This window comes from Tabrizicola sp. T46, assembly GCF_057219895.1.
Genome location: NZ_JBXVVV010000002.1, coordinates 23,024 through 48,562 on the forward strand (window position 1 = coordinate 23,024; position 25,539 = coordinate 48,562).

The following is a 25,539-nucleotide window of genomic DNA, read 5'->3' on the forward strand; positions in this document are numbered from 1 at the left end:
CGTTGCCTAGCCCCTTGGCGGGGACGGGGCGAGATGGGGAAAGTCGCCCGCTGCGATGTAGCTTTCCTCGTCTTTGGTGGAGATGCGGCCGAGGATCGCGTTGCGGTGCGGGTGGCGACCGAAGCGTTCGATGACCGCCCGGACGCGGGCGTTCTGTGCCCTGAGACGGTCTCCGGTTGAGGCGAGACACTCCGGCAGGTCTGCTACAAGCTCTTCGGAGAGCCGGTCCATCAGGTCGATGCGGTCAAGATGGTCCGGGCCTTCACAATGCCCGAGCGCGATGATGTAGAAGAGCCGTGCCCAGGGGGGAACAGCTCTTGCATCCCCATTCCGGATTCCCTCCAGCGCGAGACACGTTGCCTTGATGTCCTGCGCATAGGCCGCAGGCGTGTCGCGCCAGAGCGAGCGGGGAAACTGGTCCAGCGCAAGGAGAAGAGCCAGGCGACCCTGTGGCGTAGTGGCCCAGTGGTCGAGTTCGCCTTTAGCTGCGGCCCGCGTCAGGCCCTCGAACCGCGCAGCAATGGCTTCGTCCATGCCGCCATACATTCGTTCCCGGATCCAGCCGGTGAAGGCCTGCTGATCCGTCCAGAAGCCGGTGTCGTGAAACCAGAACTTGAGCACCTCCTGGGGGTCATGCAGCGAGACGGTCATGGTGTTTCCCCTGCGACGGGCGAGACTGGCAGCGTGCTGCTGGCGCACGATTCGTGCAAGTGCAGGCCGTTCTGCCGTGAGGCGAGGCTTTCTGCCGGGATGGGTGGTGCGGGTGCCTTGCGCGCGCCGGTCCCTCTGGTCATAGTCTGCCATCGAAAAGAACCAACCGGGAGCCGGAACCCATGAAACTGACTGCTGCCCTTCTGGGCCTTAGCCTTCTGACCACCCCTGTCCTCGCGCAGGACCTGCCGGACCTGCAGGGCCGCGAAGTCGTGGTGGTGACCGAGAATGCCTATCCGCCGCTGCAGTTCCTGGACAAGGACGGGCAGGCCGTGGGCTGGGAATACGATGCGATGGCCGAGATCGCCAAGCGGCTGAACATCACCGTGAAATACGAGAACATCAGCTGGGACGCGATGATCCCGGCGGTCAGCGAGGGGCAGTATGATCTCGGCATGACCGGGATCACGATCCGCGATGACCGGAAGGAGCAGGTGGATTTCTCGGACAGCTACATGACCAGTGAAATGGTGATGATGGTGCGCGGGGATGAGACGCGGTTCACGGATGCGAAGAGCTTTGCGGAAAACGCCGATCTTCTGATGGCGGCGCAGCCAGGGACGACGCCCTTCTATGTCGGGGTCTACGAAGTGCTTGACGGCAACGAGGCGAACCCGCGGATCAAGCTCTTCGAGACCTTCGGAGCGACGGTCGAGGCGCTGAAGGCCGGCGACGTGGACCTGGTGCTGACCGACGGGACCGCCGGCGCGGGCTATGTCGAGGCGTCGGGCGGGGGCCTGAAGATCATCGGCGAGAAGCTGGGGACCGAGGATTTCGGCTTCATCTTCCCGAAGGGGAGCGACCTGGTGGCGCCGATGAACGCGGCGATCGCCAGCATGAAGGCCGACGGCACGATCGACGCGCTTAACACCAAGTGGTTCCTTGAATACAAGATGGGCGAGTAAGGACCCCGGGCCCGGGCGGCAGCGTCCGGGCCCTTTCGCATGACGCCCAATCCCGAACCTGACAAGGACTTTCCCTGGTGGCTGGTGATCGTGGGGATCACCGGCCTTTGGCTGTTCTACGAGGTCTGGGCGAGCGAGGTCTATTCGGCGGCGCTGTCCACCCTGGCGAAGGGGATCTGGATCACCGTCCTTGTCACGCTGGTGGCCTATTTCGGTGCCTGCGTGATCGGGCTTGGCCTCGCGCTGGCGGGGCTGTCGCGGTGGATCGTGCTGCGGCAGGCGGCGCGGCTCTACATCGAGGTGATGCGGGGGATCCCGATCATCGTGCTGCTTCTCTACGTGGCCTTCGTCGTGGCGCCGGGGCTGGTGGCGGCCTGGAACTGGGTCGCGGTGCCGCTGGGGGCCGATGAACTGCGGGGGCGGGATTTCCCGTTGCTCTGGCGGGCGGTGATTGCGCTGATGCTGGCCTATTCGGCGTTCCTGGCCGAGATCTTCCGGGCGGGTCTGCAGGCGGTGGACAAGGGCCAAATCGAGGCGGCGAAGGCGCTAGGGCTGAATGGCTGGCAGCGGTTCCGCCACATCGTCTTTCCGCAGGCGTTCCGGATGGTGCTGCCGCCCTTGGGCAACGACTTCGTGGCGATGGTGAAGGATTCGTCGCTGGTCAGCGTGTTGGGGGTGAGCGACATCACGCAGCTGGCCAAGGTGACGGCGGCGGGGAACTTCCGCTATTTCGAGACTTACAACGTTGCGGCGCTGCTCTATCTCACGATGACGATCGGGCTATCGCTGCTCTTGCGGCGGCTGGAGACGCGGCTGCGGGCAAGGTCCGGCGCGGAACGCTGAGAGGGCAGAGCCTCCGGCGGGGATATTTGGAGACGAAGAATGAACGCTGGTGCGATGAGCAATCCGTTGCTGCAGGTCTGGGACACGCCGTTCGGCCTGCCGCCTTTCGCGGCGATCCGGGATGAGGATTTCGGGCCGGCCTTCGACGAGGCGCTGGTGCGGGCGCGGGCGGCGATCGGGGCGATTGCGGAAGGGCCGGGGACGTCCTTTGCCGAGGTGATCGAGGCGCTGGAGCTGGCGGAGGGGGACCTCGACCGGGTGTCGGGAGTGTTCTACAACCTTGCCGGCGCGGACAGCACCGAGGCGCGCGAGGCGCTGATGCGGGAACTGGCCCCGAAGATGAGCGCGTTTTCGTCCGAGGTCACGAACAACAAGGCGCTTTGGGCGAAGATCGAGGCCCTGTGGCAGGGGCGCGAGAGCCTTGGGCTGACGGCGGAGCAGGGCCGCGTGCTGGAGCTTTACCGGCAGATGTTCGTCCGGTCTGGTGCTGCGCTGGACGGCGCGGCGGCAGAGCGGCTGACGGCGGTGAAGGCGCGGCTGGCGGTCCTTGGGACTCAGTTCGGGCAGAACCTGCTGGCAGAGGAGCGGGGTTGGTTCATGGAGCTTGCCGCGGCTGATCTGGCGGAGCTGCCGGAGTTCGTGCAGGCGGCGGCGAAGGCGGCGGGCGCGGAACGCGGGTCGGGGCCGGTTGTCACGCTGAACCGCAGCCTGATCGTGCCGTTTCTGCAGTTCTCGCCCAACCGCGCCTTGCGCGAGAAGGCCTATGAGGCCTGGGTGGCGCGGGGGGCAAATGGTGGCGAGACGGACAACCGGGCCGTTGCGACAGAGATCCTGAGCCTGCGGGCGGAACGCGCGGCGCTGCTGGGCTATGCGGATTTCGCGGCCTTCAAGCTGGAACCGGAGATGGCGAAGACGCCTGACGCGGTGCGGGACCTGCTGATGCGCGTCTGGACGCCGGCGCGGGCTAAGGCGCTGGAGGATGCGGCTGTCCTTGAGGCGATGCTGAAGGCTGACGGGTTTGCCGGCCCGCTGGAGCCGTGGGACTGGCGCTACTATTCCGAGAAGCGGCGGAAGGCGGAGCATGACCTCGACGAGGCGGCGCTGAAGCCATACCTCAGCCTTGATGCGATGCTGGCGGCGATGTTCGACTGCGCCACCCGCCTTTTCGGGCTGGAGTTTCGCGAGATCGAAGGCCCGTTCTATCACCCCGACGTGCGGGGCTGGGAGGTTACCCGGGCGGGTAAGCATGTGGCGGTGTTCCTGGGCGACTACTTTGCGCGGGGGTCCAAGCGGTCCGGTGCCTGGTGCAGCGCGATGCGGTCGCAGCGGAAGCTCGGCGGTGAGCAGCGGCCGATCGTGGTGAACGTCTGCAACTTTGCCAAGGGCGACCCCTGCCTTCTGTCCTATGACGATGCGCGGACGCTGTTCCACGAATTCGGCCATGCGCTGCACCAGATGCTGTCGGATGTGACCTATGGGTTCATCAGCGGCACCTCCGTGGCGCGGGACTTCGTCGAGTTGCCGAGCCAGCTTTACGAGCACTGGCTGGAGGTGCCTGAGGTGCTGGAAACCCATGCGCGGCACCACGTGACGGGCGAGCCGATGCCGGCGGACATGCTGGAGCGGCTGCTGGCGGCGGGGACGTATGACCAGGGCTTTGCGACCGTGGAATTCGTGTCGAGCGCGCTGGTAGACTTGGAGTTCCATACCGGCAGCCCGCCCGCCGACCCGATGCAGCGTCAGGCCGAGGTGCTGGAAGGGCTGGGGATGCCGCGGGCGATCCGGATGCGCCATGCGACGCCGCATTTCGCCCACGTGTTCAGCGGAGACGGCTATTCTTCGGGCTACTATAGCTACATGTGGTCGGAGGTGATGGACGCCGATGCCTTTGCGGCCTTCGAGGAAGCGGGCGATCCTTTCCACCCGGAGACCGCCGCGAAGCTGGAGCAGTTCATCCTGTCGGCTGGCGGGTCGGAGGACGCCGAGGCGCTGTACCTGAAGTTCCGCGGCAAGATGCCGGGGGTCGAGGCCTTGCTGAAAGGCCGGGGGCTCTTGGACGCGGCCTGAGGGCTTGCCCTTCGCGCGTTGCCGGGTGACAAGCGCCGGGTGTTTGAAGTTGCGACCCATCTCGCGCTGGTCCTGATCCTTGCGGCCTTTGTCGCGGGGGTTGTCGACAGCATTGCAGGCGGGGGCGGGCTGGTGACGGTCCCGGTCCTCCTTCTGTGCGGGGCCTCGCCGATCGAGGCGCTGGCGACCAACAAGCTGCAGGGGACCTTCGGGTCGGGCACGGCAATGATCGCTTACGCCCGGGCGGGCCATGTCAGGCCGAAGGAGCAGGTGGGCATGGCAGCGATTTCGGCCCTGGCCGGGGCAGGGGGTGCGCTGGTGGCGCATCTCATCCCGGTCGAGGTCCTGCGGATCATCATGCCGTTGGTCCTGATCGGCGTTGCGGCCTTCTTTGCGCTGAAGCCGGGACTGACCGACGAGTCGCGGGCGGCGCGGATCAGCCCGCCGGTCTTTGCTGCGACGGTGGTGCCGCTGGTGGCGGCCTATGACGGGTTCTTCGGACCCGGCACGGGATCATTCTTCATGATGGGCTTCGTCCTTCTGGCAGGCTACGGCGTGTTGAAGGCCACGGCTCATACCAAGATGCTGAACTTCGCCTCGAACCTTGGGAGCCTTCTGGTCTTCATCCAGACCGGGGCGACATGGTGGTTCGTCGGTCTGGCCATGGCAGCGGCGCAGGTGGCCGGGGCGAGCCTGGGTGCGCGGCTGGCGTTGCGTGTCGGTGCCGGCCTCATCAAGCCGCTGATCGTGACCGTGTCGGTCGCGATGGCCCTGCGCCTTCTGTGGCAGGCGCTGGCAGGGTAGCGCAGATCGTCGCACCGGATTGCAGGCGCGCTGCTGACTTCCATCTTTCAGACAGGAAAGGATGGATCATGTTCGACAACGTACCCGACCCCGCCCAAACCCGCACGCTGGACCAGCACAAGGCCCCCGAAGGCCTGTCTGACCGGATCGCCCTGCGGCTCGTCAAGTTCATGCGCGTCTTTGCCGACGCCTTCTTCTCGAAACGCTACGGCCACCGCGCGGTGGTGCTGGAGACCGTCGCCGCCGTGCCGGGCATGGTGGGGGGCCTTCTGCAACACCTGAAGGCGCTGCGGCATATCCGCGAGGATGAGGGCTGGATCCGCGAGCTTCTGGACGAGGCCGAGAACGAGCGGATGCACCTGATGACCTTCATCCACATCGCCAAGCCCTCGCTTTTCGAGCGGGCGCTGATCATGGGTGGGCAGGCGATTTTCTTCAACGCCTACTTCTTCCTTTACCTCTTCGCGCCCAAGACCGCGCACCGGGTGGTGGGTTACCTCGAGGAAGAGGCGGTGGTCAGCTACACGAGCTATCTGGCCGAGGTGGACGCCGGCCGGGTCGAGAACGTGCCTGCGCCGAAGATCGCGATCGATTACTGGAAGCTGCCCGAGGACGCGCGGCTGCGCGAGGTGATCGTTGCAGTCCGGGCGGATGAGGCCAAGCATCGTGACGTGAACCACGGGTTTGCCGACGTGCTGGCGGCCGGTGCGCCGAAGCGCTCGGTCGCGGCGGGGCGGGCGCTGGACTGAGGACGGGACGAGTTTTCTGCGAAAACTCGGGGCCCGCTGGCGGGCTTAGGCGACCTCGCCCCAGTCCGCCGCCTGCATTTCGCGCAGGCGGCTGGCGGTGCGGTCGAATTCGAATGAGCCTTCGCCTTCGAGGTAAAGCCGCTCGGGTTCGTCCGCCGCCGAGGCGATGAGACGCACCTTTGCCTCGTAAAGCGCGTCGATCAGGGTGACGAAGCGTTTCGCCTCGTTGTAGTTCGCGGCGGAAAGCTGGGGGATGTCCTCAAGGATCAGGACGCGGACGGCGCGGGCGATGGCAAGGAAATCGGCCGGGCCAAGGGGGCGGGCGCAGAGGTCCCAGAAGGTGGCGCGCCCGACGCCGTTGGCGAAATGCGGCAGGGTCAGCTTGCGACCGTTGACCTCGAGATCAAGGGCCGCGCCGGTCGCCCCGCCGGTGAGGTCGGTCCAGATCGCCGAGATCGCTGCCGTGGCGGTGCGGGCGGGGTGGAAGTAGACCTGCGCCCCGGCAAGCCGGTGCTGGCGGTAGTCGGTCGGGCTTTCCAGTTCCACGACCTGGAGCCGGGTCTCGATCAGGTCGATGAAGGGGAGAAAGAGCGTCCGGTTCAGGCCGTCCTTGTAAAGGTCGTGCGGCGGGCGGTTCGAGGTGGTGACGATCACGACCCCGGCGGCGAAGAGTTTCTCGAAGAGGCGCCCGACGATCATCGCGTCGGTGATGTCGGTGATCTGCATCTCGTCGAAGGCGAGAAGGCGGGTATCCCGGATCACCGCCTCGGCCACCGGGGCGAGGGCATCTTCGACCTCGCGCTTCCGGGCCTCGTGCATGCCGCGGTGAATCTCCTGCATGAAGGCGTGGAAGTGGATGCGGCGTTTCTGCGGGATCGCCGTGGCCTCGGTGAAGAGGTCCATCAGCATCGACTTGCCGCGCCCGACGCCGCCCCAGAGGTAAAGGCCCTTCGGGGGCGTCAGGGGTTTGGCGAAGAGCCCGGCGAAAAGGCCGACGCGGCGGGTGGCGTTTGCCTCGAGCCAGGCGCGCAGGTCTTCGAAAAGCGGCAGGACGGCGTGCTGGGCGGGATCGGCGCGCAGGGTGCCTTTGGCAACCTTCGCCTCGTAGATCTCGGTCAGGGTCTGGCGCATCGCGGGGTGGGTTTCGCTGGATCAGGTGAGGATGATCGGGTCTGGCCCGCTGTGTGCACCTTCGTCAAGCCGTGTCGTGTGCGCCGTCTCTTGCGCAAGTGCCGGCATCGAATGCGGTCGTGGTTCTTGCCATGTCCGGCAAGGGGTCGTTGGCCGTCGTTTCGGTGCAGGCGATCAGTGGACTTGGACTTGTCCTTCATGACCAAGAGGAGGTCGCAACAGAGCCGTCATGGCAAGCGAAACGGGCGTTCTCGCCGAAGGGGCGGATGCACAAACCTTTACGCGCGGCCTTCTATCGGAAGTGACGAAAAGCTGGTACGCGGGAAGCGATGTCCATCTCCCGGAACGCCGCAGATGTCGAAGTCCTATTTCCTTTATCATTCAATAGGAATGTATCCGGGCAAGGCCGAGGATCTGGCGCAGGCGATGGCCGGCTTCGCCGAAGTCTGGGGGCGGGCGGACGATTCGCAATGGGTTCATGTCCTGCCCCTGCGCCAGCGGTTCATCGATCGCTGGAGGCAGATATTGAAGGCCGCTGAAGGCACGGTCACGACGTGCGACAGCGTCACGCAGGGACTGCACATGGTGATGGATGCCCTGCCTGAGAGGATACTCAGAGGCCGTACAGTACTGGTAGCGGCAGACTGCTTTCCATCAAGCCATTTCCTGCTGACAGGGATGGCACGGCGGCGTGGCTTCGAACTGCGCACTGTGGCACTCCGTAATGGCGCGGCTGCAGTCGATGACGATGATTTCCTGTCGCAGTGGACGCCTGACGTGGCAGTGGCCCTGGTCACCTGGGTCTCGTCGACCACGTCGGCCCGCGTTGATCTTGCCCGCCTGGTTGACCATGGCCGACGCATGGGCTCGTTGGTCGGTGTCGACGTTACTCAGGCCGCGGGACTTCTGCCGTTCGACGTAGCCGCGCCCGAAGTGGACTTCGCCCTTTCGACGTCGTTGAAGTGGATGTGCGGCACGCCTGGTGCCGGCGCCCTATATGTTGCGCCGTCACTGATCGCCGAATGTCAGCCTGCACTGCGCGGCTGGTTCAGCCAGCCTGACCCCTTCAACTGGGACATATCGCAGTTTTCCTATGCCGGAGACATCCGCCGGTTCGACTCGGGTACACCTTCCTGCATGGCGGCCCTGGCCTCGCTTCCTGCGATGGACTGGCATGCGAGGCAGGATCACGCGGCACTCTTGGCACACAACCGTCGTCTGACCAGCCAGATATTCGCTGCTGCGGATGAGTTGGGCCTCAAGGTGCTCACCCCGCGCGACGACGAAAGGCGCGGGGGATCGGTCATGCTGGACTTGCCGCAGGCCTGTCCGGCCCCCGAGGTTGTTGCCCGGTTGCGAGCGCGCAGCGTCACAACTGACCATCGCGGCCAGACGCTGCGCCTTTCGCCCGGCACGGTGACCACTGACGAGGGCTGCGAACTGCTTGCCACAGCGTTGGCAGAGGCGATGCAGGGCTAGGCCGACCTTGCAGCTTACGGTCCAAGGATGGTGATCGGCAGATCACCCAGCAGCCGTCCAAGCGCGGGAGTGGGCGTTTCGCCGAAACTGCGGTTGGCGTTCAGCCCCCTCCCGATCAGTCGGACGACCTCGGGCGAACCGGCAAACTTGGAGTGGCTGCCCGAGGAGGAATCCTCGATCTGCGAAAGGTCGATCACCGTGAGGCCAAGTCCTTCAAGCTCGGTTGTGTTTGCGGCACCGACCCGGGGCACACCCCCGGCGATGCGTCGGGAAAACCGCAGGGCCGCATCGTCGGTCGATGCCAGGATGTACATCCGCTCGACCACCGGCCGCGGGAGTTGTGCCAACTGCGTGCGGAAAAGGTCGATGTCGATGTCGGGCGAGGCCAGCATGATCGTGTCGAGCACGTTGCGGCTGTTCAGCCACCCCTCTTGCTGCGCGTCCACCAGGCCTTCCATAGTGAGGAACGCACCCATCGAATGGGCAAAGACATCGATGCTGGTCGCGTTCGTCTTGCCGAGGATACTCGCGAGTTCGGCGATCTTGCCTCGGGCGACCAGGGCGCTGTTCAGGTCATAGACATAGCGAGGGGCCCTTGCGGCCGAGGCCCAGGTGAAGAGGACCGGCACGCCCTGGAACCCGGTATCCTCGACGAACTGGCCAAGGCGCAGGATCGCGTCACTGGTCGTGTTGTTGTAGCCGTGAATGAAGAGGAGGATCTTTCGCTCCTCCCTGGGGCGCTTTGCGAGCTCACGGTTCAACTCGGCCACGAAGGTGCCGCTGGTGCTGTAGACCACGGGGTCGACCACCGTGAATTCCGTTCTTGGATCGGGCGGCAGGCGCCTGGGCCGGTCGAGCGTCCCTGTGACATGCGTTGGCGGAATCGTGACATTCACAGATGCAAGGCCGATTTCGGGTGCACGTTCGCCGGAAAAGAAGGCGCCGACCACTTCGGAGGCTTCGCGGGTTGTCGTGATGAAGATGCGGTGTTGTGTAAGGCCTTCGACAGACTGCGACGGTATATCCGGGTTCGCGATGCCGACAAGCTCTGGCGGGCGGCTGCAGCCCGCGAGAAGTCCGACTGAAAGTGCCAAGACGGTCCCAAAGACAGAGAAGCGCATCCAGAACTCCGTAAGTTGCGATCCGATCGGTCCGCCACATGGCGCGAACCTAACCTTGCGGCATGAACCTCGCAAGCGAGCATATTCATCCGCCTGGAAGTCCGATGCCTTCGGTTCTACCGCGGCCACGAGAAATGCTGGCCCTTGCAGGCGGGGTGAAAATCGTTTTGCCTGACGACCGCCGCTCCCGTCATGGTGGCGATGGTATCGAATATCGGTCTTGACCGCCGCATCACATCACCAGCATCTGACCTGCTCCGGCAGAGGTCAGGTCCGTCAACCCGCCCGCCCGTTCTGCCCGGGGTGAAACTGGATCAATACGCTAGGAAAATCTGACCATGTCCGTTCCCGTCGAACTGGCCGCCTATCTGGAAAAGCATCCCGACACCCGCTTCGTCGATGCGGTTCTTTATGACCTTTGCGGTACGGCGATCGGAAAACGCGTACCGGTGCGCGATGCAGCGAAACTGTGGTCGGGTGGCGTTGCCTTCTGTGCCGGCATCACGACACTGGATGCCCTTGGTGCCTGCTGGGATGTGAACGGCATCGGATTCTCGGACGGCGATCCCGATGCCACCAGCTACCCGATACCCGGCACGCTGGTGCCCGTGCCATGGGCGGAGGTTCCGACGGCCCAGGTCCAGATTGCTCCGGCACCCCCGACCGATGCGTCGCACTGGTGGTTTGATCCGCGCGCCATCCTCGGGTCAGTCGTTTCATCTTTCGCGGAGCTGGGCCTGAAGCCTGTGGTTGCAAACGAGCTGGAATTCTACTTTGTCGACCCCAGACGTGATGAAAGGGGCCGCATCTCACCCGCCGTGCCTGGGCGAAGCGGTCGTGCCCCCGATGCGCCACGGGTTCTGGCGTTTGACAAGCTGGACGAATGGGCCAGCCTTCTGGCCGAGATCGATGCGGCTTGCGTGGCACAGGGCGTACCGGCAGGAGCGGCAACGGCAGAGTATGGCGGAGCGCAGTTCGAGGTGAACCTGGCACATGTCGATGACCCGGTTCTGGCCTGTGACCACGCGGTTATGCTTCGGCGTATCATCAAGGGAGTGGCGGCACGGCATGGTCTGGAGGCCACCTTCATGTCCAAGCCATTTGCCGACCAGTCAGGATCAGGGCTGCATGTCCATGCAAGCCTGGTGGATCTTGCAGGCGTCAATGTCTTTGACGAAACGAGGCCAGACGGTGATCGCCTTCTGGGGCATGCCATCGCAGGACTGCAGGCGAGCACCTACGACGCAATGGCCTTTTTCGCCCCGAACATTAATGCCTATCGCCGCTTCGCCCCGAACCAGTTCGTACCCGTGAACACGAGCTGGGGTTTCAACAACCGGTCAGTCTCTTTCCGAGTGCCAATGGGCGGCGGCCGCGCCCGTCGGATCGAACACCGTATCGCCGGGGCAGATGCGAACCCATATCTTGTGATGGCGGCAATGCTGGCTGGTTTTCACCATGGTCTGTCCCACAAGCTTACTCCGACCCCGCCCTCCACCGGAAACGCGGGAGAGGAAGCCGATCCGGATATGCCCCTTCGCCTCTGGACCGCGCTTGACCGGCTTGAAGGATCTAGCCTCATGGCCAGCTATTTCGGCCCGCGCTATCCCGCAGCCTATGCTGCCATCAAGCGCAGCGAATTCGAGGCTTTCATGGCCGATGTCCTGCCACGGGAATATGACTGGTATCTGTAAGGCGGCAGGTCTATCCACGTCATGACGGTCAGTCGCCGGTGGTGATTCCAGCATCGCCGGCCCGAGGCACCACGGCCACGCCATCGGCAATACGGTCATTCGGGTGAACTATCACCAGGTCGCCTGTCTGGAGGCCGTCCAGCACCTGCGCGAAACGCTCATTCCGTTCGCCAAGTGTCAGCGTTTGAAGACGTGCGCGCCCATCCCGCAGGACAAAGGCGGCCCAGGACTTGCCGTCCCGGAAGAGCGCGCCAATCGGGAGGGTGAGTACATCCCTGGCGCGCCAGAGCGTAATCCTGGCAATGACCCGAAAGCCGTGACCTAGCTGGGCATGGCTTTCGGGTTGGCCTTGCAGCGTCAGGATCACCTTGACCCGCTGTTCTTCGATCCCTAGTGCCGAAACCTTGGTCACTGCGGATGGCTCCACCCGCTCGACCACGGCCGGAATGGGGTTGCCGCCCCAACCGGTGACGGTCGCAGTTGCTCCTGGCCTGACACGGACCGCATCGCGCGATAGAAGTTCCACCTCGACTTCCATGTTCCCCGGGTCACCGATCTCCAGAAGCGGCGTACCGGGCTGAATAACCTGTTCGCTTTCGGTCAGCACCCGCAACACCCGGCCAGACGTCGGCGCAAAGACCTCAAGGCAGCATTTCCCGGCCTCGCCATTCTGGTCAGGGCGCAGCACTGCAAGTGCGCTTTCAAGCTCCTTTTCGCGGACGGCAAGGTTGGCAACCGCGCTGCTGACCGCCGCTTGGGTGGTTCGCTGTTCACGGATGGCGTCGTCATGGGCACGCTGCGAAATTGCCCCCTTTGCGAAAAGGGCGATGGCCCGATTGGCTTCGCTGGTCATGAAGTCGTGAATGGCCTCGGCCTGGGCAAGTTGAGCGCGCGCAAGTTCGGTTGCGGCTTGGGCGGCAGCGGCGGCTGCTTCGGCCACCGCGCGGGCCCGGCTGTCCAGCAGCACTGGCGCAGCAGGTCCGATAAGGGCAACGACGGTTTCGCCTTCTACAACGCTGTCGCCGGCATGAAGACTGATGCGCTGAAGCTTCCCGGCGGTGGTTGCAGAGACCGTGAAGACATCCCGGATACGTGCCTCGCCTTCCTCTTCGACCACGATCTCAAGCGGACGCAGGGCGACCTCGGCAAAATCCACCTCGATTGGCCGAGGGATGAAGGCCCAGACCAGAAAGCCGACCAGAACAAGCAAGATCGCGGCGGGGACAAGGCGTAGCATGGGGTTACTCCCGTGTCTTCAGGACTTCGATCATGTCCAGATTGTTGATCCGCCCGCGGATGGCTGCGGCCGAGACGAGGGCGGCGGCCATGACGACCAGTGAGGCGGTGGCAAAGACCTCTCGCCCGATCACGAAGGGCACGCGGTAGAGGTCGGACGAAAAGGCAGCAACCATCGCCAGGCTGATGCCGTAGCCGATCATCCAGCCGATCGGTTGTGCCAGAAGGACGACGGTGGCCAGTTCTGCGAAGAGGACGCCAGACACCTCGCGGTTGGTGAAGCCAAGGACACGGAGGCTGGCAAGTTCCCGCCCCTGCTCGGAAAGGGCAATGCGCGAGAAGTTGTAGACCACGCCGACCGCGATGACGGTGGCCAGTCCGACGTAGACGGTGATCATCACGGTAATGTTCTCGGCCAGGGTTTCCTTGAACCGGTTCAGCATCAGCGAGGTCACGGTGATCATTTCCGTTTTGGGGGCAGCCTTTGCAGCGGCGAAAAAGGCCGCGTCCTGGGCTTCGTCGATCATCAGGTTCAGTCCCGAGACGAGCGCCCCTTCCCCCATCAGCCGGTTGAGCGCGGCGATGTCCATCGTCGCGCCCAGTCCGACATAGCCCAACGAGATGCCGCTGACCGGTAACGTCAGGGTGGGACGTGCCCCCTCTAGCACCTCGACGGTGACCAGATCGCCGGGGCTGACATTGAGAGAGTCGGCCAGCGCCTCTGACAGGATCAGTCCGGACTCGGGCAGGGTCATGGGCCTCAGGCTGGCATCGAGCACCCGGGAAAGCTCTGCCCCGGCAGGGTGGCCCATGATGCCCAGCTTCTTCGACAGGTTCCGGTGACTGATCCGCGCGGTGACCATGCGAAAGGGTTCGGCCGCCAGGACGCCGGGCATTTGGCGAACCGCGAAGAGGGTGCGCTGCGGCTCGGGTGTTCCGAAGACCACCTGGACGTCGTGTCGTTCGCTGCGGAAGAAGGTGATGTCGATCATGTGGTTGATCGACCCGAAGGACCAAAGCGACGCCACCAGGATTGCCACGGCCATTGCGACGCCCAGCGTGCTGGATGCGGTGCGGAACGGCCAGCGGAAGAGGTGACGCGCGACCATGACACCGGTCTGGCGCATGGGCACGAACCGCCGGACCCAACCGGCTTTCTGGCGGTAGCTTGCCGGGGCAGGCGGTGCCATGGCGACGGCTGGAGGCAGCTTTGCGACGGTACGCACGGCCTGCAACGCGCCGGTTATGGCCGAGGCCAGCGTGATGATGGCCGCAAGCCCGTAGATCTGCGGATCACGCGTGAAGAGCAGGTAGGGAAAGGAGAAGAACCGCGCGTACATCCCTGCCAGACCGGCCCCGAGCCAGGTGCCGACCGCAAGGCCGATGACGATGCCGAGCACAGAGATCAGCAGCACAAATTCGATGTAGTGCTGCGCCACAGCGCGCGAGGAATAGCCGATGGCCTTCAGAAGACCGATCTGCTCGCGCTCCAGCGTGATGAGGCGAGAGAGGGTCATGTTGACCAGCATTGCCGCGACCAGAAGGAAGATCGGGGGGAGGACCTTCACCATGGCCGACAACTGTTTCAGTTCGGCATCGAGGAACGCGTGCGAGGTCTGGTCCTTCCTTGGGAATGCCCCGATGCCGCCATAGCGCGCCGTCAGCCGGTCCAGCGTTTCGATGACCCGGTCCGGGTTGGCGCCCGGCGCGAGTTTCAGGACAACGTTCGAAAAGGCGCCCTCCAGGTCGAACGCGGCTTCAAGGCTGGTGCGCGGGGCCCAGACGACACCGAAACGGCGCGGGTCAGGCATCATCTGGCCGGGGCCGAGGGCATAGATGAATTCGGGCGAGAGGGCGACCCCGGTCACCAGAAGCTCGCGCCGCTTGCCATTCATCAAAACTGGCAGCCGGTCACCCGGTCCAAGGGCATGGGCGGTTGCGAACCCGTCTGCAATCACGACCTCTTCAGCGGACTGCGGATCGGGAAGCCGGCCGACACGCAGGTAAAGCTGGTTGAGCCCGGCGTCACTGGCTGGAAGCGAGACGAAAAGCACCGATCCCGGTTCCGTCATCCCGGGAAGATCCAGCAGCCCCAGCTTCACGATCCGTGCCTCGGCATCAAGGACGCCTTCGATCTCGTCAATCTCGGCCAGAAGGCCGCGGGGGGCGCGGGTCACGTCGGCGAAGACATCGGCGAAGCGGTAGTCCTCGTAGTATCGCGCGCGGGTCTCATAAAGCGAGGAATAGGCGCCGTTGCCGAGGATGAGCGTCGCCACCCCGGCAGCGAGGACCAGCGCAATCGCCAGAACCTGCGCCCAAAGCCGCTGCAGGTCGCGCAGGACCTTGCGGCGAAGGGGGTTGATCACCATGCGACCTCCGACGCGGCCTTCTTCACGGCGTTCACGCTTTCCTCGACGATCCGACCGTCGGCAAAGCGGATCACGCGGTCGGCAATGTCGCGGATTGCGGCGTTGTGGGTGATGACCAGTGTCGTTGCCCCGACTGCCCGGTTCACCTGAAGCAGCGCCTCAAGGACCTTGACGCCGGTGGCGCTGTCCAAGGCTCCCGTCGGTTCGTCACACAATAGAACCTCGGGGTTCTTGGCGATGGCCCGGGCGATGGCGACACGCTGCTGCTCGCCGCCGGAAAGCTGGGCCGGGAAGTGATCTGCACGGTCTGCAAGGCCGACCAGCGCAAGCGCCGCGTCTGCTGTCATGGGGTGGCGGGCGATTTCGGTGACCAGCTGGACGTTCTCACGCGCCGTGAGGCTGGGCACGAGGTTGTAGAACTGGAAGACGAACCCCACGTGGTCACGCCGGTACTGGGTCAGCCCCTTTTCATCCAGTGCACTCAGCTGGTGATCAGCAAACCAGGCCTCGCCGGCGGTTGCGGTATCAAGCCCGCCGACGATGTTGAGGAATGTGGATTTACCCGAACCGGAGGGCCCAAGGATAACGATGAACTCGCCTTTGCGAGCCACGAAGTCGATGCCGCGAAGGGCATGCACCTCGAGCGCACCGTTGCGATAGACCTTTGTCAGGCCTTTGGCACGGAAGACGATGTCAGCGGTCATGGCACCAAGGCTCCATACCGGCACATTGGTCTCGGCGTTGGGGAAACCTTACAGCTGCGCCGTGGTTCAGCGCTGGATCTTCTGCAAGGCCACGTCGAGAAGCGCCTCAAGCAAGGCAAGCGAGACGACCGAGCCCGTCCCAAGCCCCACGATCTCGATTTCGTCACTGCCACGCGTTTCGCGCAAGGAACAACGCCAATGGCCATCAGGTTCGGTTGCCTTGCCTGTCAACTGGATCGACCAGTTCGGCAAGGCCATGTCGATCAGGTGAAGTACCGCTTCCACCTTGTCCGTCACGGATTGCGGCAGCGCGGGGAGAGTCGGAAACACAAGCCTTGCGGCATCGGCGGCTTCGACAAGCAGAGCCTCGTCCAGTGTCGAGGCGTCCGTGACCCGCTCTTTCGCGTTCAGGATGTCCGTCTTAGTCATCGCGGTCTCCATTTCCGTGCTGTTGCGCCATCAAGCCATCAGATTTCCGTGCGCGCCTTGATCCGCGTCAAGAACCGTCACGAAAGGACGGCGCATCCTCCGCCCCGTGCAGCCAACCCGGAGGAGAGCGCGATGGCCCGGAAGTCCGTCAACGTCATGTGGTTCGAAGACCTGTCGCGCGGCGATGTTGCCCTGGTCGGCGGCAAGAACAGTTCTCTGGGCGAGATGGTGCGCCAGTTGGGCAGGAAAGGGATCAAGGTCCCTGGCGGTTTTGCCACGACCGCCGACGCTTACCGCGCCTATCTGACGGCCAATGACCTTGATGCGCGGATCGACGACGTGATCACGCGTTGGCAGGATAACCGGATCACGCTGCATGAGGCCGGTACTCAGGTCCGAGGCATGATACTTGAGGGTGATTTCCCAAAGGACATCCACGACGACATCCTGGCCGCTTACCGGGAACTCTCGCGCCGGGCGGGAACGACGGACCTGCCGGTCGCCGTCCGATCCTCTGCCACGGCCGAGGATCTGCCGGACGCAAGCTTTGCCGGACAGCAGGAAACCTACTTGAACGTGCGGGGCGAAAAGGCCGTGCTGGCAGCGTGCCGGCGTTGCTATGCCTCGCTTTTCACGGACCGGGCGATCACCTACCGGCAGTTGAAGGGCTTTGGTCACACGAAAGTCGCGCTGTCCATCGGGGTGCAGCGGATGGTGCGGTCGGATACCGGCGGGTCCGGCGTGATGTTCTCGATCGACACCGAGAGCGGGTTCGACAAGGTCGCGCTCATCACTGCGGCCTGGGGGCTGGGCGAAAACGTCGTGCAGGGCGCGGTGAACCCGGACGAGTACGAGGTCTACAAACCCTTCCTCGGCAAGAAATCCCTTACGCCCATCGTCAAGAAGTCGCTCGGCGCGAAAGAGATCAAGATGATCTACGCCGGCAGCGAAAGCGGCGAGACGAAGAACGTCCCCACCTCCAAGGCCGAACGGGCGGCCTGGGTGCTGAGTGATGCAGAGATCCTTGATCTCGCGCGGATGGCGACGACGATCGAGACGCATTACGGCCAGCCGATGGACATGGAATGGGCCCGCGATGGTGATACGGGCGAGCTTTTCATCGTGCAGGCCCGGCCGGAAACCGTGCAGTCGCGCAGCGATACCGGGGCGATCAAGTCTTACAGCGTGAAGAAGGCCGGAAAGGTGCTGCTGAAAGGTCTGAGCGTCGGGTCTGCCGTTGCCACTGGAAGGGTCAGCATCATTGAGTCGGCCCATGAGATCGACCAGTTCGTCGACGGCTCGATCCTTGTGACCGGTACCACCGACCCTGACTGGGTGCCAATCATGAAGCGCGCCTCGGCGATCGTGACCGACCACGGCGGCCGCACCAGCCATGCTGCCATTGTCAGTCGCGAGCTTGGCTTGCCCGCCATCGTGGGCACCGGCAATGCGACGCATGTCCTGCATGACGAGCAGGAGGTGACCGTCTCTTGTGCGGGTGGCGATGAGGGCGTGATCCATGAGGGGATCGCCGAATTCACCACCGAAACCCTGCGTCTGGATGACCTGCCGCAGACCCGAACGAAGATCATGCTGAACCTCGCCAATCCGTCCGCCGCCTTCCGCTGGTGGCGGCTGCCGTTCGACGGGGTAGGCCTCGCGCGGATGGAGTTCGTCGTGAACAACGCGCTGAAGGTCCACCCGATGGCGCTGGTGCATTTTGACGCCTTGAAGGACGAAACGGCCAAGGCTGAAATCGCCGAATTGACCAAGGGCTATGCCGACAAGACTGACTTCTTCGTCGACGGTCTTGCGCGCGGCCTTTCACAGATTGCCGCCGTCGCCTACCCGCGCCCGGTGATCGTGCGGATGAGTGACTTCAAGACCAACGAGTACGCCGAGCTTCTGGGCGGGCGTGAATTCGAGCCACATGAGGAAAACCCGATGATCGGTTTCCGTGGCGCCTCACGCTATTACTCGCCCCGCTACGAGGCGGGGTTTGCGCTGGAATGCAAGGCGATCCTGAAGCTGCGGAAAGAGATGGGCTTTGACAACGTCGTGGTGATGATCCCCTTCTGCCGGAGTCCGAAAGAGGCTGACCGCGTGCTGGAGACTATGGCCAAGCATGGGTTGAAGCGCGGGAAGGATGGTTTGCAGGTTTATGTCATGGGCGAGATACCGGCGAACGTGATCCTTGCGGAAGATTTCGCGGCCCGGTTTGACGGGTTCTCCATCGGCTCGAACGATCTGACGCAACTTACCCTTGGGATCGACCGCGACGCCGAGGATCTTGCCGAACTCTTTGAGGAATCCGACCCCGCAGTCCTGTGGATGATCGAGAACCTGATTACGCGGGCACACAAGGCCGGGGCCAAGGTCGGTCTCTGCGGTCAGGCACCAAGCAATGACCCGGCTTTTGCACGGTTGCTGGTCAGGGCCGGGATCGACTCCATTTCGGTAACCCCAGACAGTTTCGTTGCAGTGAAACGCAACGTCGCAGAAGCGGAAGCCACCCCGCTCACCAGGAAGCTCGACAAGACTGAGCCTCTTGCCCCGGCCCCCTAAACAGGCCCGTCGGACGGGCAAGCCGCTAACGAATTCAGCCGCAAAGGCGGTTGCCACCAGTGCAGTTGCCTTCCGCAAGCTGGCGAGGGAAAGCAAGCAAACGGCGCTTGAGCCAAGAAGCAATTTGGCGCGCCGGACCTTTACGGCTCAACGACGACCTTCCGGTTGGGGCGCAGTTTTCGGCAGGCTTCAAGGCGTTTGCAAACCTGACTGGCCGTCCTATGTCCGCGATGGAAGTCGTGAGATGCGATGCTGATCCTTACAAACGCTACGTTGTGGAATCCTGGTGTGCTCGAGACGCGCAGCCTGCCGAAGAAATTCCTGGGCCGGGTCCTTGTCGTACCGCTGACCGCAAACATCAGGCTATGGAGTCGACTTCTGGTCGAGATGCAGGTCGTGCGTTTCGCGGTTACGCTTCTACCCTTCGCGCTAAGTCCAATTCTGGTTGCCGACCTTGCGGTCCCGGTCATGCAGGCCCCGGCCCTCATGGTTATGCTGGTCGTACTTGTTGAGTTGAGGGTCCTGCGTCTAACGGCAGCTGAACGGGCGGCCCAAGTCGAGCCGGACGACGCGGCCCGCAGGCTGGACATCCTCAGCTTTCGCGCGCGCGCGTGTCTGCGGACTATCGCAGCACGGCATGACTTGCGGGAGGGGTCACTTCGACTCGTGGTCGAACAGTCGGAACTCGCACGGGTCCCGCCGCTGACGCTTGTCTCGGTGCAGGGCGACGTGCCGCGCCCTCATGTATTGTCGCTTAAGTCCGATGATCGCGATCTGCTGCAGCAAGGATTGTTCGACAATGCCTTCAGCGAACTGGACCTGCTGAGCGTCAATCACCGGGACAACCTTTACATCCGCGAAATCACGCAGGAAGCGCGGGCGGTGTCGGCGCATGCCCGGTTGGCAGCCCTGCTTGAAAAGGGTGCTACGGCCTGATGGGTGTGAACGCAACAACAGTGTCTGCCGGAGAAGCACTGCGCGTGCTGCAGGCCGGCTGGGAGGCGCAACGGGCGGGGGGCATGACGGCCTCGTGGATGCTGCACGGCCGTCCGGGGGTCGGAAAGACCGAACTTGTGCAGACTCTTGCCGACCGGATCGGGGCCGAGCTTCATGACCTTCGTCTCACCACGATGGAGCCGCAGGACCTGCGTGGACTTCCCTACTATGACCACTCTACGGCCAAGACGGTCTGGTATCGCCCCGAAGACCTGCCTGACAGTGATACCCCGGCCATCCTGTTCCTCGACGAACTGACGGCAGCGGCCCCTTCACTGCAGCCGACGGTTTACGGACTGCTGCAAGAGCGTCGGGTTGGCCGTCACCAGCTTCCGGCCAGCGTGATGATCGTGGCTGCGGGAAACCAGGTCGAGGACGGCGCGATCGCCTATGACATGGGCACGGCCCTCAGCGACCGGCTGATCCACATGATCGTGCAAGCGAGCGCCGAGGACTGGCTGGCGAACTACGCCATCCCCGCCGGCATTCACCCCACCGTAGCCGCGTTCATCCGCACGCGCCCTGACCTACTTGAGACGACCGAAGACAGTCTCCGTCGGGGCCAGATGATCGCCTGCACTCCTCGGAGCTGGACGCGTGTCAGCCGCATCATGGACTGCATCGCTGATCGCGCGACCCGGCAGGTGATGGTAGCGGGCACGGTCGGGGCAGCCCCGGCGGCCGAGTTTTCGCTTGTGGCAGATGAAATCGCGGCGACGGTCCGGATCGATCAGATGCTTGCCACCCCCCGAAGTGAACGTGGCGCGCTCTACCCGACAACTCTGCATGGTCTGACGGCGATGGTCTTCGGACTGGTAGGGATCACCACCCGCGAGACCCTGCCTGCCGCCATCGAGATCCTGGCGGATCTTCGTGCGGAGAAGGGTTTGGCAACACGGGGCCTGCCGATCAGTGAACTTGCCAGCTTCGGCTTCGAACTTCTGATCGGGCGAGCCCTTGACCAGGGCTGGCAACAGGTCTTCGCGAGCTCGCAGCTCTATGCCGAGTATGCAGCTGATCGTCGTGCGATGGGCTTGCCATGAGGCCGCATTCGGCCCGCGCCGCGCGGGCTATTGCCCATTTGGGAGAGGTCGATGCTGCACTTGCCGTCCTGGCGCTCTGGTGCCGTCACCGCGACGGGACCGGGCACACGGTGACGCAAGGCGAGGTCATAAGCTATGGGCCGGGCTTCGATCTCTTAGGCCTGCCAGAACAGGTCGGCCTTGTGGCGCACCATGTCCTGCATGTGGCGTTGCGGCACTCGGCGCGCTCGGCGAACATCGTAGAACGACTGGGCGATGCCTTTGATCCGGTGCTTTTCACGCTGGCTGCAGATGGCATTGTCAACGAGGCGCTGATCCTTGCGGGCCATGCCATTCCCCGGCCTGCCGTCCTTTTGACCGAACTTCTCGCTGAAGCCGGGAAGCCCGCGCCAAGCGCAGTCGCCGCGCTCGAGCGCTGGGATGCGGACCGGCTGGCAATGGTATTGCACAGCGACCCGGCACGGGCAAAGCGTGTGCGCGACTGGGCCAGGACGCGGGGCTTTGCCGATGACCTGCGAACCGGCGAGAGGGACGAAGCCCAGCCCGCACAGTCTGCAGCTGACTGGCGCAACCAGATCCTGCGCGCCATGGAGGCTGGCCGGAAGGCCGGGTCTGGCATCGGTCGCCTTGGAGCGATCCTGGCCGATCTCGCGCCCGATGTGCTGCCGTGGGAAGTGCTTTTGCGGGGACTGCTGGCCAAGGCACTGGCGGAACGCCCGAAAGCAAGCTGGCACCGCCCTTCGCGGCCCTTCATTGCGCGTCTTGCCGAGGCAGAAAGACGTGGCAGCGCCATGCCCGTCTTTGAGCCGGGGAACCAGCGCAGGGACCAACGACCGAGGATCGTGGTAGGGCTGGACACCTCTTCCTCCATCGCCCCTCAGAGCCTGCGGCTATTCTGGGCCGAGGCCGACGGCATTGCCCGCCGGACTGGGGCAGAGGTGCATCTCCTGGTCTTTGACGAGGCGGTCCATGAATCGCGCCGCCTTGATCCTCCCGCTTGGCGCGATCATGCCAGACAATCGGTCAGGACGGGCGGCGGCACGGACTTCACAGACCTCTTCGCCAGAGGTGCACTCCTGCATCCGTCGGTCCTTGTCGTGCTCACCGATCTGGAAGCGGCAATGCCTGACCCGCCAAGGTTTCCGGTCATTTGGGCTGTGACCGGCCGTGTCAATAGACCTCCTTTCGGCAGATTGGTCGTCATCGGCGACCAGGCGTGAACTGCCTCTCGCACATCGCAGGGGAGCGGATAGCATCGCCCAGTCGCGGATGCACCACCGAAGCTGTCAACAGATGCGCGGTAGTTGTTCGCCGATCAGCGTATCGACCAGACGGCGTACGCCGAATGCAGTCCGCAGGGTGACCCAACCAGCGGGGCCAGGCGCGGCTTGTCGATCACACAGTTTCTGTCGCTATCCGGCAACGACCACGACGCTGTCACAAGCGTGTAAGGACCCGGATGCTGCGGGTCGGGTTTCACCGACCCGCATTCCAGCAAGAGCAGTATCCTGCCTGGACGATTACGAGGGGAAAGCCCCGGCTGCATTGCTTGAATGAGCCGGGGGTTGTCACGAACGACAGCCGACATTGGAGTGCCCCTTCACTCGTTGCTCAGAAAGGAACCGTATCAATCAGCCATCAGCTGCCAGTCTTCCTTGCACTCCAACCTGCGCAGCATTCAGCAGCGCGAGCTCCGATGCTAGCGGTAAGGGTATCCTGCCTTTTCCATCGTGTCGGCGTACTTCTTGAACGCTTCAATCACTTTGGCCGATCGAGGCGATGACGCCGCCACTTCGTCCCAGAAGCCCTTGGAATCTTCAAGAACCTGGGCCCATTCAGCATCCGGAAGCGAGGTAAGCTCCATCTTTTCGCCCTCGACGCGCAGCTTGGCCTCGCCGCCCCAGTACCAGACGTTCCGGTAGTAGTGCGACTGGTCGATCGTGATCTTGAACAGCTCCTGCAGGTGCGGAGGCACCTTCTGCCAGCTGGCGGTGTTGGCGAAGTAGCTGCCAAACCACGCCCCCGTCACCGAGTTGGTCAGTGCATAGTTGCACACATCCGCCCATCCAACTTCATAGGCCTCCGTGAAGCCGCACCAAGCCACGCCGTCAAGCTCCCCGGTTTGCATTGCGACTTCCACGTTGTCCCACGGGATTGTCACCGGGACGAGGCCATACCTGGCAAGGAAACGCCCAGCGGTCGGAACGCCGAAGACGCGCAGGCCCTGCATGTCGGCGAGGCTGCGGATCGGCTTGTCCACGGTGAAGATGTGCAGCGGGTCCCAGGCGCCGGCCGAAAGCCAGGTGACGCCGTCGACTTCCGAATACGCCTCTTCCCAGATTTCCTTCAGCCCGTAATACCGGAATAGCGCCGGCACATCGAGGCTGAAGCGGGTGGCAAAGGGGAAGTAGCCGCCGAACACCGCGATGTCGACGGGCGAGGCCATCGTCGCCTCGTCCGACTGGACGGCATCAATCGTGCCGTTCTGCAGTGCGCGGAAGAGATCCGCCGTTGGAACCAGCTGGTCGGCATAGAAGAGCTCGATCTCCATCTCGCCGTTGGCGGCTGCGTTGAAGGCATCGATCTGCGGCTTGATCACATGGGCGCCAAGGGGGGCGCCAGAGTAGGTCTGAAGCCGCCACTTGATCGGGCCGGTCTGGGCGATCACCGCCGGAGCGGCCAGCGTTGCGCCGGCCACGGCGCCCGCGCCCATCACCGACTGGCGCAGGAAGTTCCGGCGCGAGGCGAGGATCGCCTCGGAAGGGCTTGGTTTCTTGTCCGTCATCTTCGTCTCCTTGTTGCAGGGGCTCTTTCGGCCCGGTTGGTCGTTCAGCCCCGCACGCTTTGCAGCTGCTCGGGCAGCCACAGAGCGATCTGCGGGAAAATCATCAACAGCACGATGGTCAGGATCATCATCGCCACGAAGGGCCAGATCGAACGGTAGATGTCGCCCAGGCTGATCTCGCTCGGCGCAAGCGAGCGCATGAGAAACAGGTTATAGCCGAAAGGCGGCGTGATGTAGGCGATCTGGCAGGTGATCGTGTAGAGGATGCCGTACCATACCAGCTGGTTGTCGAACCCAAGGTCCAGGCTCGCCACCAGTGGAATGTAGAGCGGCGCCACGATGACCAGCATGGCCGTGTCGTCCAGGAACATCCCCAGCAGGATGAAGCTGACCTGCATCATGATGATGATCATCCAGGGGCTCAGGTCCCACTGTGTGATGAACAGCGTCTCGATGGCCTTCACCGCGCCCAAGCCATCGAAGACCGAGCCGAAGGCCAGCGCCGCAAGGATGAGCCACATGAACATGCAGCTGACGGCGAGCGTCTTCATCGAGGTCTCGCGCACCAGCCGCCAGCTGAACCGCCCCTTGGCCCAAGCCGCCAGCGTCGCCGCGGTGGCGCCCACGGCAGAGCTTTCCACCAGGCTCGTGATGCCACCGACGAAGAGTCCCGTCATGGTGAAGAAGATCAGGAAGGGGATGATCCCCGCCTTGGCCAGCGCCAGCTTGTCGCGCAGAGGCATTGAAAGCTCTTCGGCCGGGACCGGGGGTGCGAGCTTCGGGTTCAGTTTCGCCCGGACCATAATGTAGACGATGAACATCGCGGCCATCATCAGCCCCGGCATCACGCCCGCGAACCACAGCTGCGACACCGGCTGCCGCGCGATCATGCCGTAAAGCACCAGCACGACCGAGGGCGGGATCAGGATGCCCAGCGACGATCCGCCTTGCACCACGCCCGAAATCAGCACCTTATCGTAGCCGCGCCGGATCATCTCGGGCAGGGCAATCGTGGCGCCAATCGCCATCCCCGCGACCGACAGCCCGTTCATCGCCGAGATGATGACCATCACCAGGATGGTGCCCACGGCAAGGCCCCCCGGAAGGCGGCCGAACCAGACATGCATCATCTTGTAGAGGTCTTCCGCGATCCCGGATTCGGCCAGGATGTAGCCCATGTAGATGAACATGGGCAGTGTCAGCATGGCATACCAGTTGAAGAGCTTGAACACCTGATTGTAAGGCAGTTCAGCCGCGCCGTTGCCGTACAGAAGCAAGGCCGCCCCTGCCGCCACAAACCCGATCGCCGCGAACACCCGCTGTCCGGTGATCAGCAACAGTGCCATCGTGGCGAACATCAGAAGCGCAATCATCTCGTATGACATCAGATGCGCTCCCCGCGCAGGGTGGCGATGTGCTTGAAGACCAGGCTGAACGCCTGCAAAAGCATCAGCACAAGGCAGACCGTAAGGAGCGCCTTGATCGGGACGGTGGAGGGGTTCCAGATCGAGAACCGCCGCTCGTTCGTCTCGATCGCGTATTGCAGCGACGAGATCGAGCCCCAGAGCATCACGCCCAGATAGAAGATCAGGCACCAGACGGTGAAGAGGTCGACCTTCGCCTTCCCGCGCTCGGACATGTTGGCGTACCACAGGTCCATCCGCACGTGTTCGTTGTTTTTCAAGGTGATCGGCCCGCCCATGAAGTAATAGGCGGCCAGCGTGAACTGCGTGAGCTCGATGGCCCAGTGCACCGGCATGTTGATCACGTTGCGCGTTACCGCGTCAAACAGCAGCACTGCGCCCATGAAAAAGATCAGCGAGGCCGCAAGGTATCCGACGTAGTCCGAGATCCGGTCGATCAGCCGGACATAGGCCTTGATCACCTGCGGCATGCGCGCGCCCCCTT

At 63.7% G+C, this 25,539-nt stretch carries 21 protein-coding genes; 11 read left to right on the forward strand and 10 right to left on the reverse strand.

Going from position 1 to position 25,539, the window contains the following annotated elements; translation table 11 throughout:
* Nucleotides 1-6: 6 nt before the first annotated feature.
* Nucleotides 7-651, reverse strand: coding sequence for a DUF924 family protein (locus AC2D9V_RS07535; RefSeq protein WP_484713449.1), 645 nt, complete (start codon nt 649-651; stop codon nt 7-9).
* A 182-nt stretch (nt 652-833) separates the two neighbouring features.
* On the opposite strand from AC2D9V_RS07535, the gene AC2D9V_RS07540 reads away from it, so the two are divergent.
* The 5 genes from AC2D9V_RS07540 to AC2D9V_RS07560 all read left to right on the forward strand — a co-directional run bounded on the left by AC2D9V_RS07540 (nt 834) and on the right by AC2D9V_RS07560 (nt 6,079).
* On the forward strand, nt 834-1,616 hold the full coding sequence (locus AC2D9V_RS07540; RefSeq protein WP_484713450.1) for a transporter substrate-binding domain-containing protein: 783 nt from the start codon (nt 834-836) through the stop codon (nt 1,614-1,616).
* Nucleotides 1,617-1,655: 39 nt separating this feature from the next.
* On the forward strand, nt 1,656-2,459 hold the full coding sequence (locus AC2D9V_RS07545) for an amino acid ABC transporter permease (protein WP_484713451.1): 804 nt from the start codon (nt 1,656-1,658) through the stop codon (nt 2,457-2,459).
* Nucleotides 2,460-2,513: 54 nt separating this feature from the next.
* Complete coding sequence (locus tag AC2D9V_RS07550) at nt 2,514-4,526, forward strand: M3 family metallopeptidase (RefSeq protein WP_484714469.1); 2,013 nt, start codon at nt 2,514-2,516, stop codon at nt 4,524-4,526.
* 39 nt (nt 4,527-4,565) lie between these two features.
* Nucleotides 4,566-5,330 (forward strand): TSUP family transporter, encoded by a 765-nt coding sequence (locus tag AC2D9V_RS07555; protein WP_484713452.1) that lies wholly within the window; start codon nt 4,566-4,568, stop codon nt 5,328-5,330.
* 68 nt (nt 5,331-5,398) lie between these two features.
* Nucleotides 5,399-6,079, forward strand: a complete 681-nt coding sequence (locus tag AC2D9V_RS07560; protein ID WP_484713453.1) for an alternative oxidase — start codon at nt 5,399-5,401, stop codon at nt 6,077-6,079.
* A 45-nt stretch (nt 6,080-6,124) separates the two neighbouring features.
* Here AC2D9V_RS07560 and zapE read toward each other — a convergent pair whose 3' ends face one another.
* Nucleotides 6,125-7,210 (reverse strand): cell division protein ZapE, encoded by a 1,086-nt coding sequence (gene zapE / locus AC2D9V_RS07565; protein ID WP_484713454.1) that lies wholly within the window; start codon nt 7,208-7,210, stop codon nt 6,125-6,127.
* Between the two features lie 390 nt (nt 7,211-7,600).
* Here zapE and AC2D9V_RS07570 point away from each other — a divergent pair, with 390 nt between their 5' ends.
* On the forward strand, nt 7,601-8,689 hold the full coding sequence (locus AC2D9V_RS07570; protein ID WP_484713455.1) for an aminotransferase class V-fold PLP-dependent enzyme: 1,089 nt from the start codon (nt 7,601-7,603) through the stop codon (nt 8,687-8,689).
* Nucleotides 8,690-8,703: 14 nt separating this feature from the next.
* Here the strand turns inward: AC2D9V_RS07570 and AC2D9V_RS07575 are convergent, their stop codons facing one another.
* Nucleotides 8,704-9,810: an alpha/beta hydrolase gene (locus AC2D9V_RS07575; protein ID WP_484713456.1), complete on the reverse strand. Its 1,107-nt coding sequence runs from the start codon at nt 9,808-9,810 to the stop codon at nt 8,704-8,706.
* 338 nt (nt 9,811-10,148) lie between these two features.
* On the opposite strand from AC2D9V_RS07575, the gene AC2D9V_RS07580 reads away from it, so the two are divergent.
* Nucleotides 10,149-11,504 (forward strand): glutamine synthetase family protein, encoded by a 1,356-nt coding sequence (locus AC2D9V_RS07580; protein ID WP_484713457.1) that lies wholly within the window; start codon nt 10,149-10,151, stop codon nt 11,502-11,504.
* Nucleotides 11,505-11,532: 28 nt separating this feature from the next.
* On the opposite strand, the gene AC2D9V_RS07585 is transcribed toward AC2D9V_RS07580, so the two are convergent.
* The 4 genes from AC2D9V_RS07585 to AC2D9V_RS07600 form a co-directional block, all read right to left on the reverse strand.
* A complete protein-coding gene (locus tag AC2D9V_RS07585) occupies nt 11,533-12,741 on the reverse strand; it encodes an efflux RND transporter periplasmic adaptor subunit (protein WP_484713458.1) in 1,209 nt (402 codons plus the stop codon).
* A gap of 4 nt (nt 12,742-12,745) precedes the next feature.
* Complete coding sequence (locus AC2D9V_RS07590; RefSeq protein WP_484713459.1) at nt 12,746-15,109, reverse strand: ABC transporter permease; 2,364 nt, start codon at nt 15,107-15,109, stop codon at nt 12,746-12,748.
* The gene (locus AC2D9V_RS07595) at nt 15,103-15,813 is read right to left on the reverse strand and encodes an ABC transporter ATP-binding protein (protein ID WP_484713460.1); all 711 of its coding nucleotides are present in this window, start codon (nt 15,811-15,813) and stop codon (nt 15,103-15,105) included. The genes AC2D9V_RS07590 and AC2D9V_RS07595 overlap by 7 nt, the downstream gene beginning before the upstream one ends.
* A gap of 66 nt (nt 15,814-15,879) precedes the next feature.
* Complete coding sequence (locus AC2D9V_RS07600) at nt 15,880-16,242, reverse strand: hypothetical protein (RefSeq protein ID WP_484713461.1); 363 nt, start codon at nt 16,240-16,242, stop codon at nt 15,880-15,882.
* A gap of 132 nt (nt 16,243-16,374) precedes the next feature.
* Between AC2D9V_RS07600 and ppsA the strand changes: the two genes are divergently transcribed.
* The 4 genes from ppsA (at nt 16,375) to AC2D9V_RS07620 (ending at nt 22,066) form a co-directional block, all read left to right on the forward strand.
* Nucleotides 16,375-18,807, forward strand: coding sequence for a phosphoenolpyruvate synthase (ppsA, locus tag AC2D9V_RS07605; protein ID WP_484713462.1), 2,433 nt, complete (start codon nt 16,375-16,377; stop codon nt 18,805-18,807).
* 249 nt (nt 18,808-19,056) lie between these two features.
* Nucleotides 19,057-19,743 (forward strand): hypothetical protein, encoded by a 687-nt coding sequence (locus tag AC2D9V_RS07610; RefSeq protein WP_484713463.1) that lies wholly within the window; start codon nt 19,057-19,059, stop codon nt 19,741-19,743.
* Nucleotides 19,743-20,846, forward strand: a complete 1,104-nt coding sequence (locus tag AC2D9V_RS07615) for an AAA family ATPase (RefSeq protein WP_484713464.1) — start codon at nt 19,743-19,745, stop codon at nt 20,844-20,846. The genes AC2D9V_RS07610 and AC2D9V_RS07615 overlap by 1 nt, the downstream gene beginning before the upstream one ends.
* Entirely contained in the window at nt 20,843-22,066 is a 1,224-nt protein-coding gene (locus AC2D9V_RS07620; protein WP_484713465.1) for a vWA domain-containing protein, read from the forward strand. Before AC2D9V_RS07615 ends, AC2D9V_RS07620 begins: the two co-directional genes overlap by 4 nt.
* A gap of 479 nt (nt 22,067-22,545) precedes the next feature.
* Here the strand turns inward: AC2D9V_RS07620 and AC2D9V_RS07625 are convergent, their stop codons facing one another.
* Genes AC2D9V_RS07625 through AC2D9V_RS07635 form a run of 3 tightly spaced genes read right to left on the reverse strand, consistent with a single transcriptional unit; the run spans nt 22,546 to nt 25,525 of the window.
* Nucleotides 22,546-23,631 carry a type 2 periplasmic-binding domain-containing protein gene (locus tag AC2D9V_RS07625; protein ID WP_484713466.1) on the reverse strand — a complete coding sequence of 362 codons (1,086 nt, stop codon included), beginning with the start codon at nt 23,629-23,631 and terminating at the stop codon, nt 22,546-22,548.
* A 44-nt stretch (nt 23,632-23,675) separates the two neighbouring features.
* The gene (locus AC2D9V_RS07630; protein ID WP_484713467.1) at nt 23,676-25,016 is read right to left on the reverse strand and encodes a TRAP transporter large permease; all 1,341 of its coding nucleotides are present in this window, start codon (nt 25,014-25,016) and stop codon (nt 23,676-23,678) included.
* Nucleotides 25,016-25,525, reverse strand: a complete 510-nt coding sequence (locus AC2D9V_RS07635; protein ID WP_484713468.1) for a TRAP transporter small permease subunit — start codon at nt 25,523-25,525, stop codon at nt 25,016-25,018. Before AC2D9V_RS07635 ends, AC2D9V_RS07630 begins: the two co-directional genes overlap by 1 nt.
* Nucleotides 25,526-25,539: the final 14 nt, after the last annotated feature.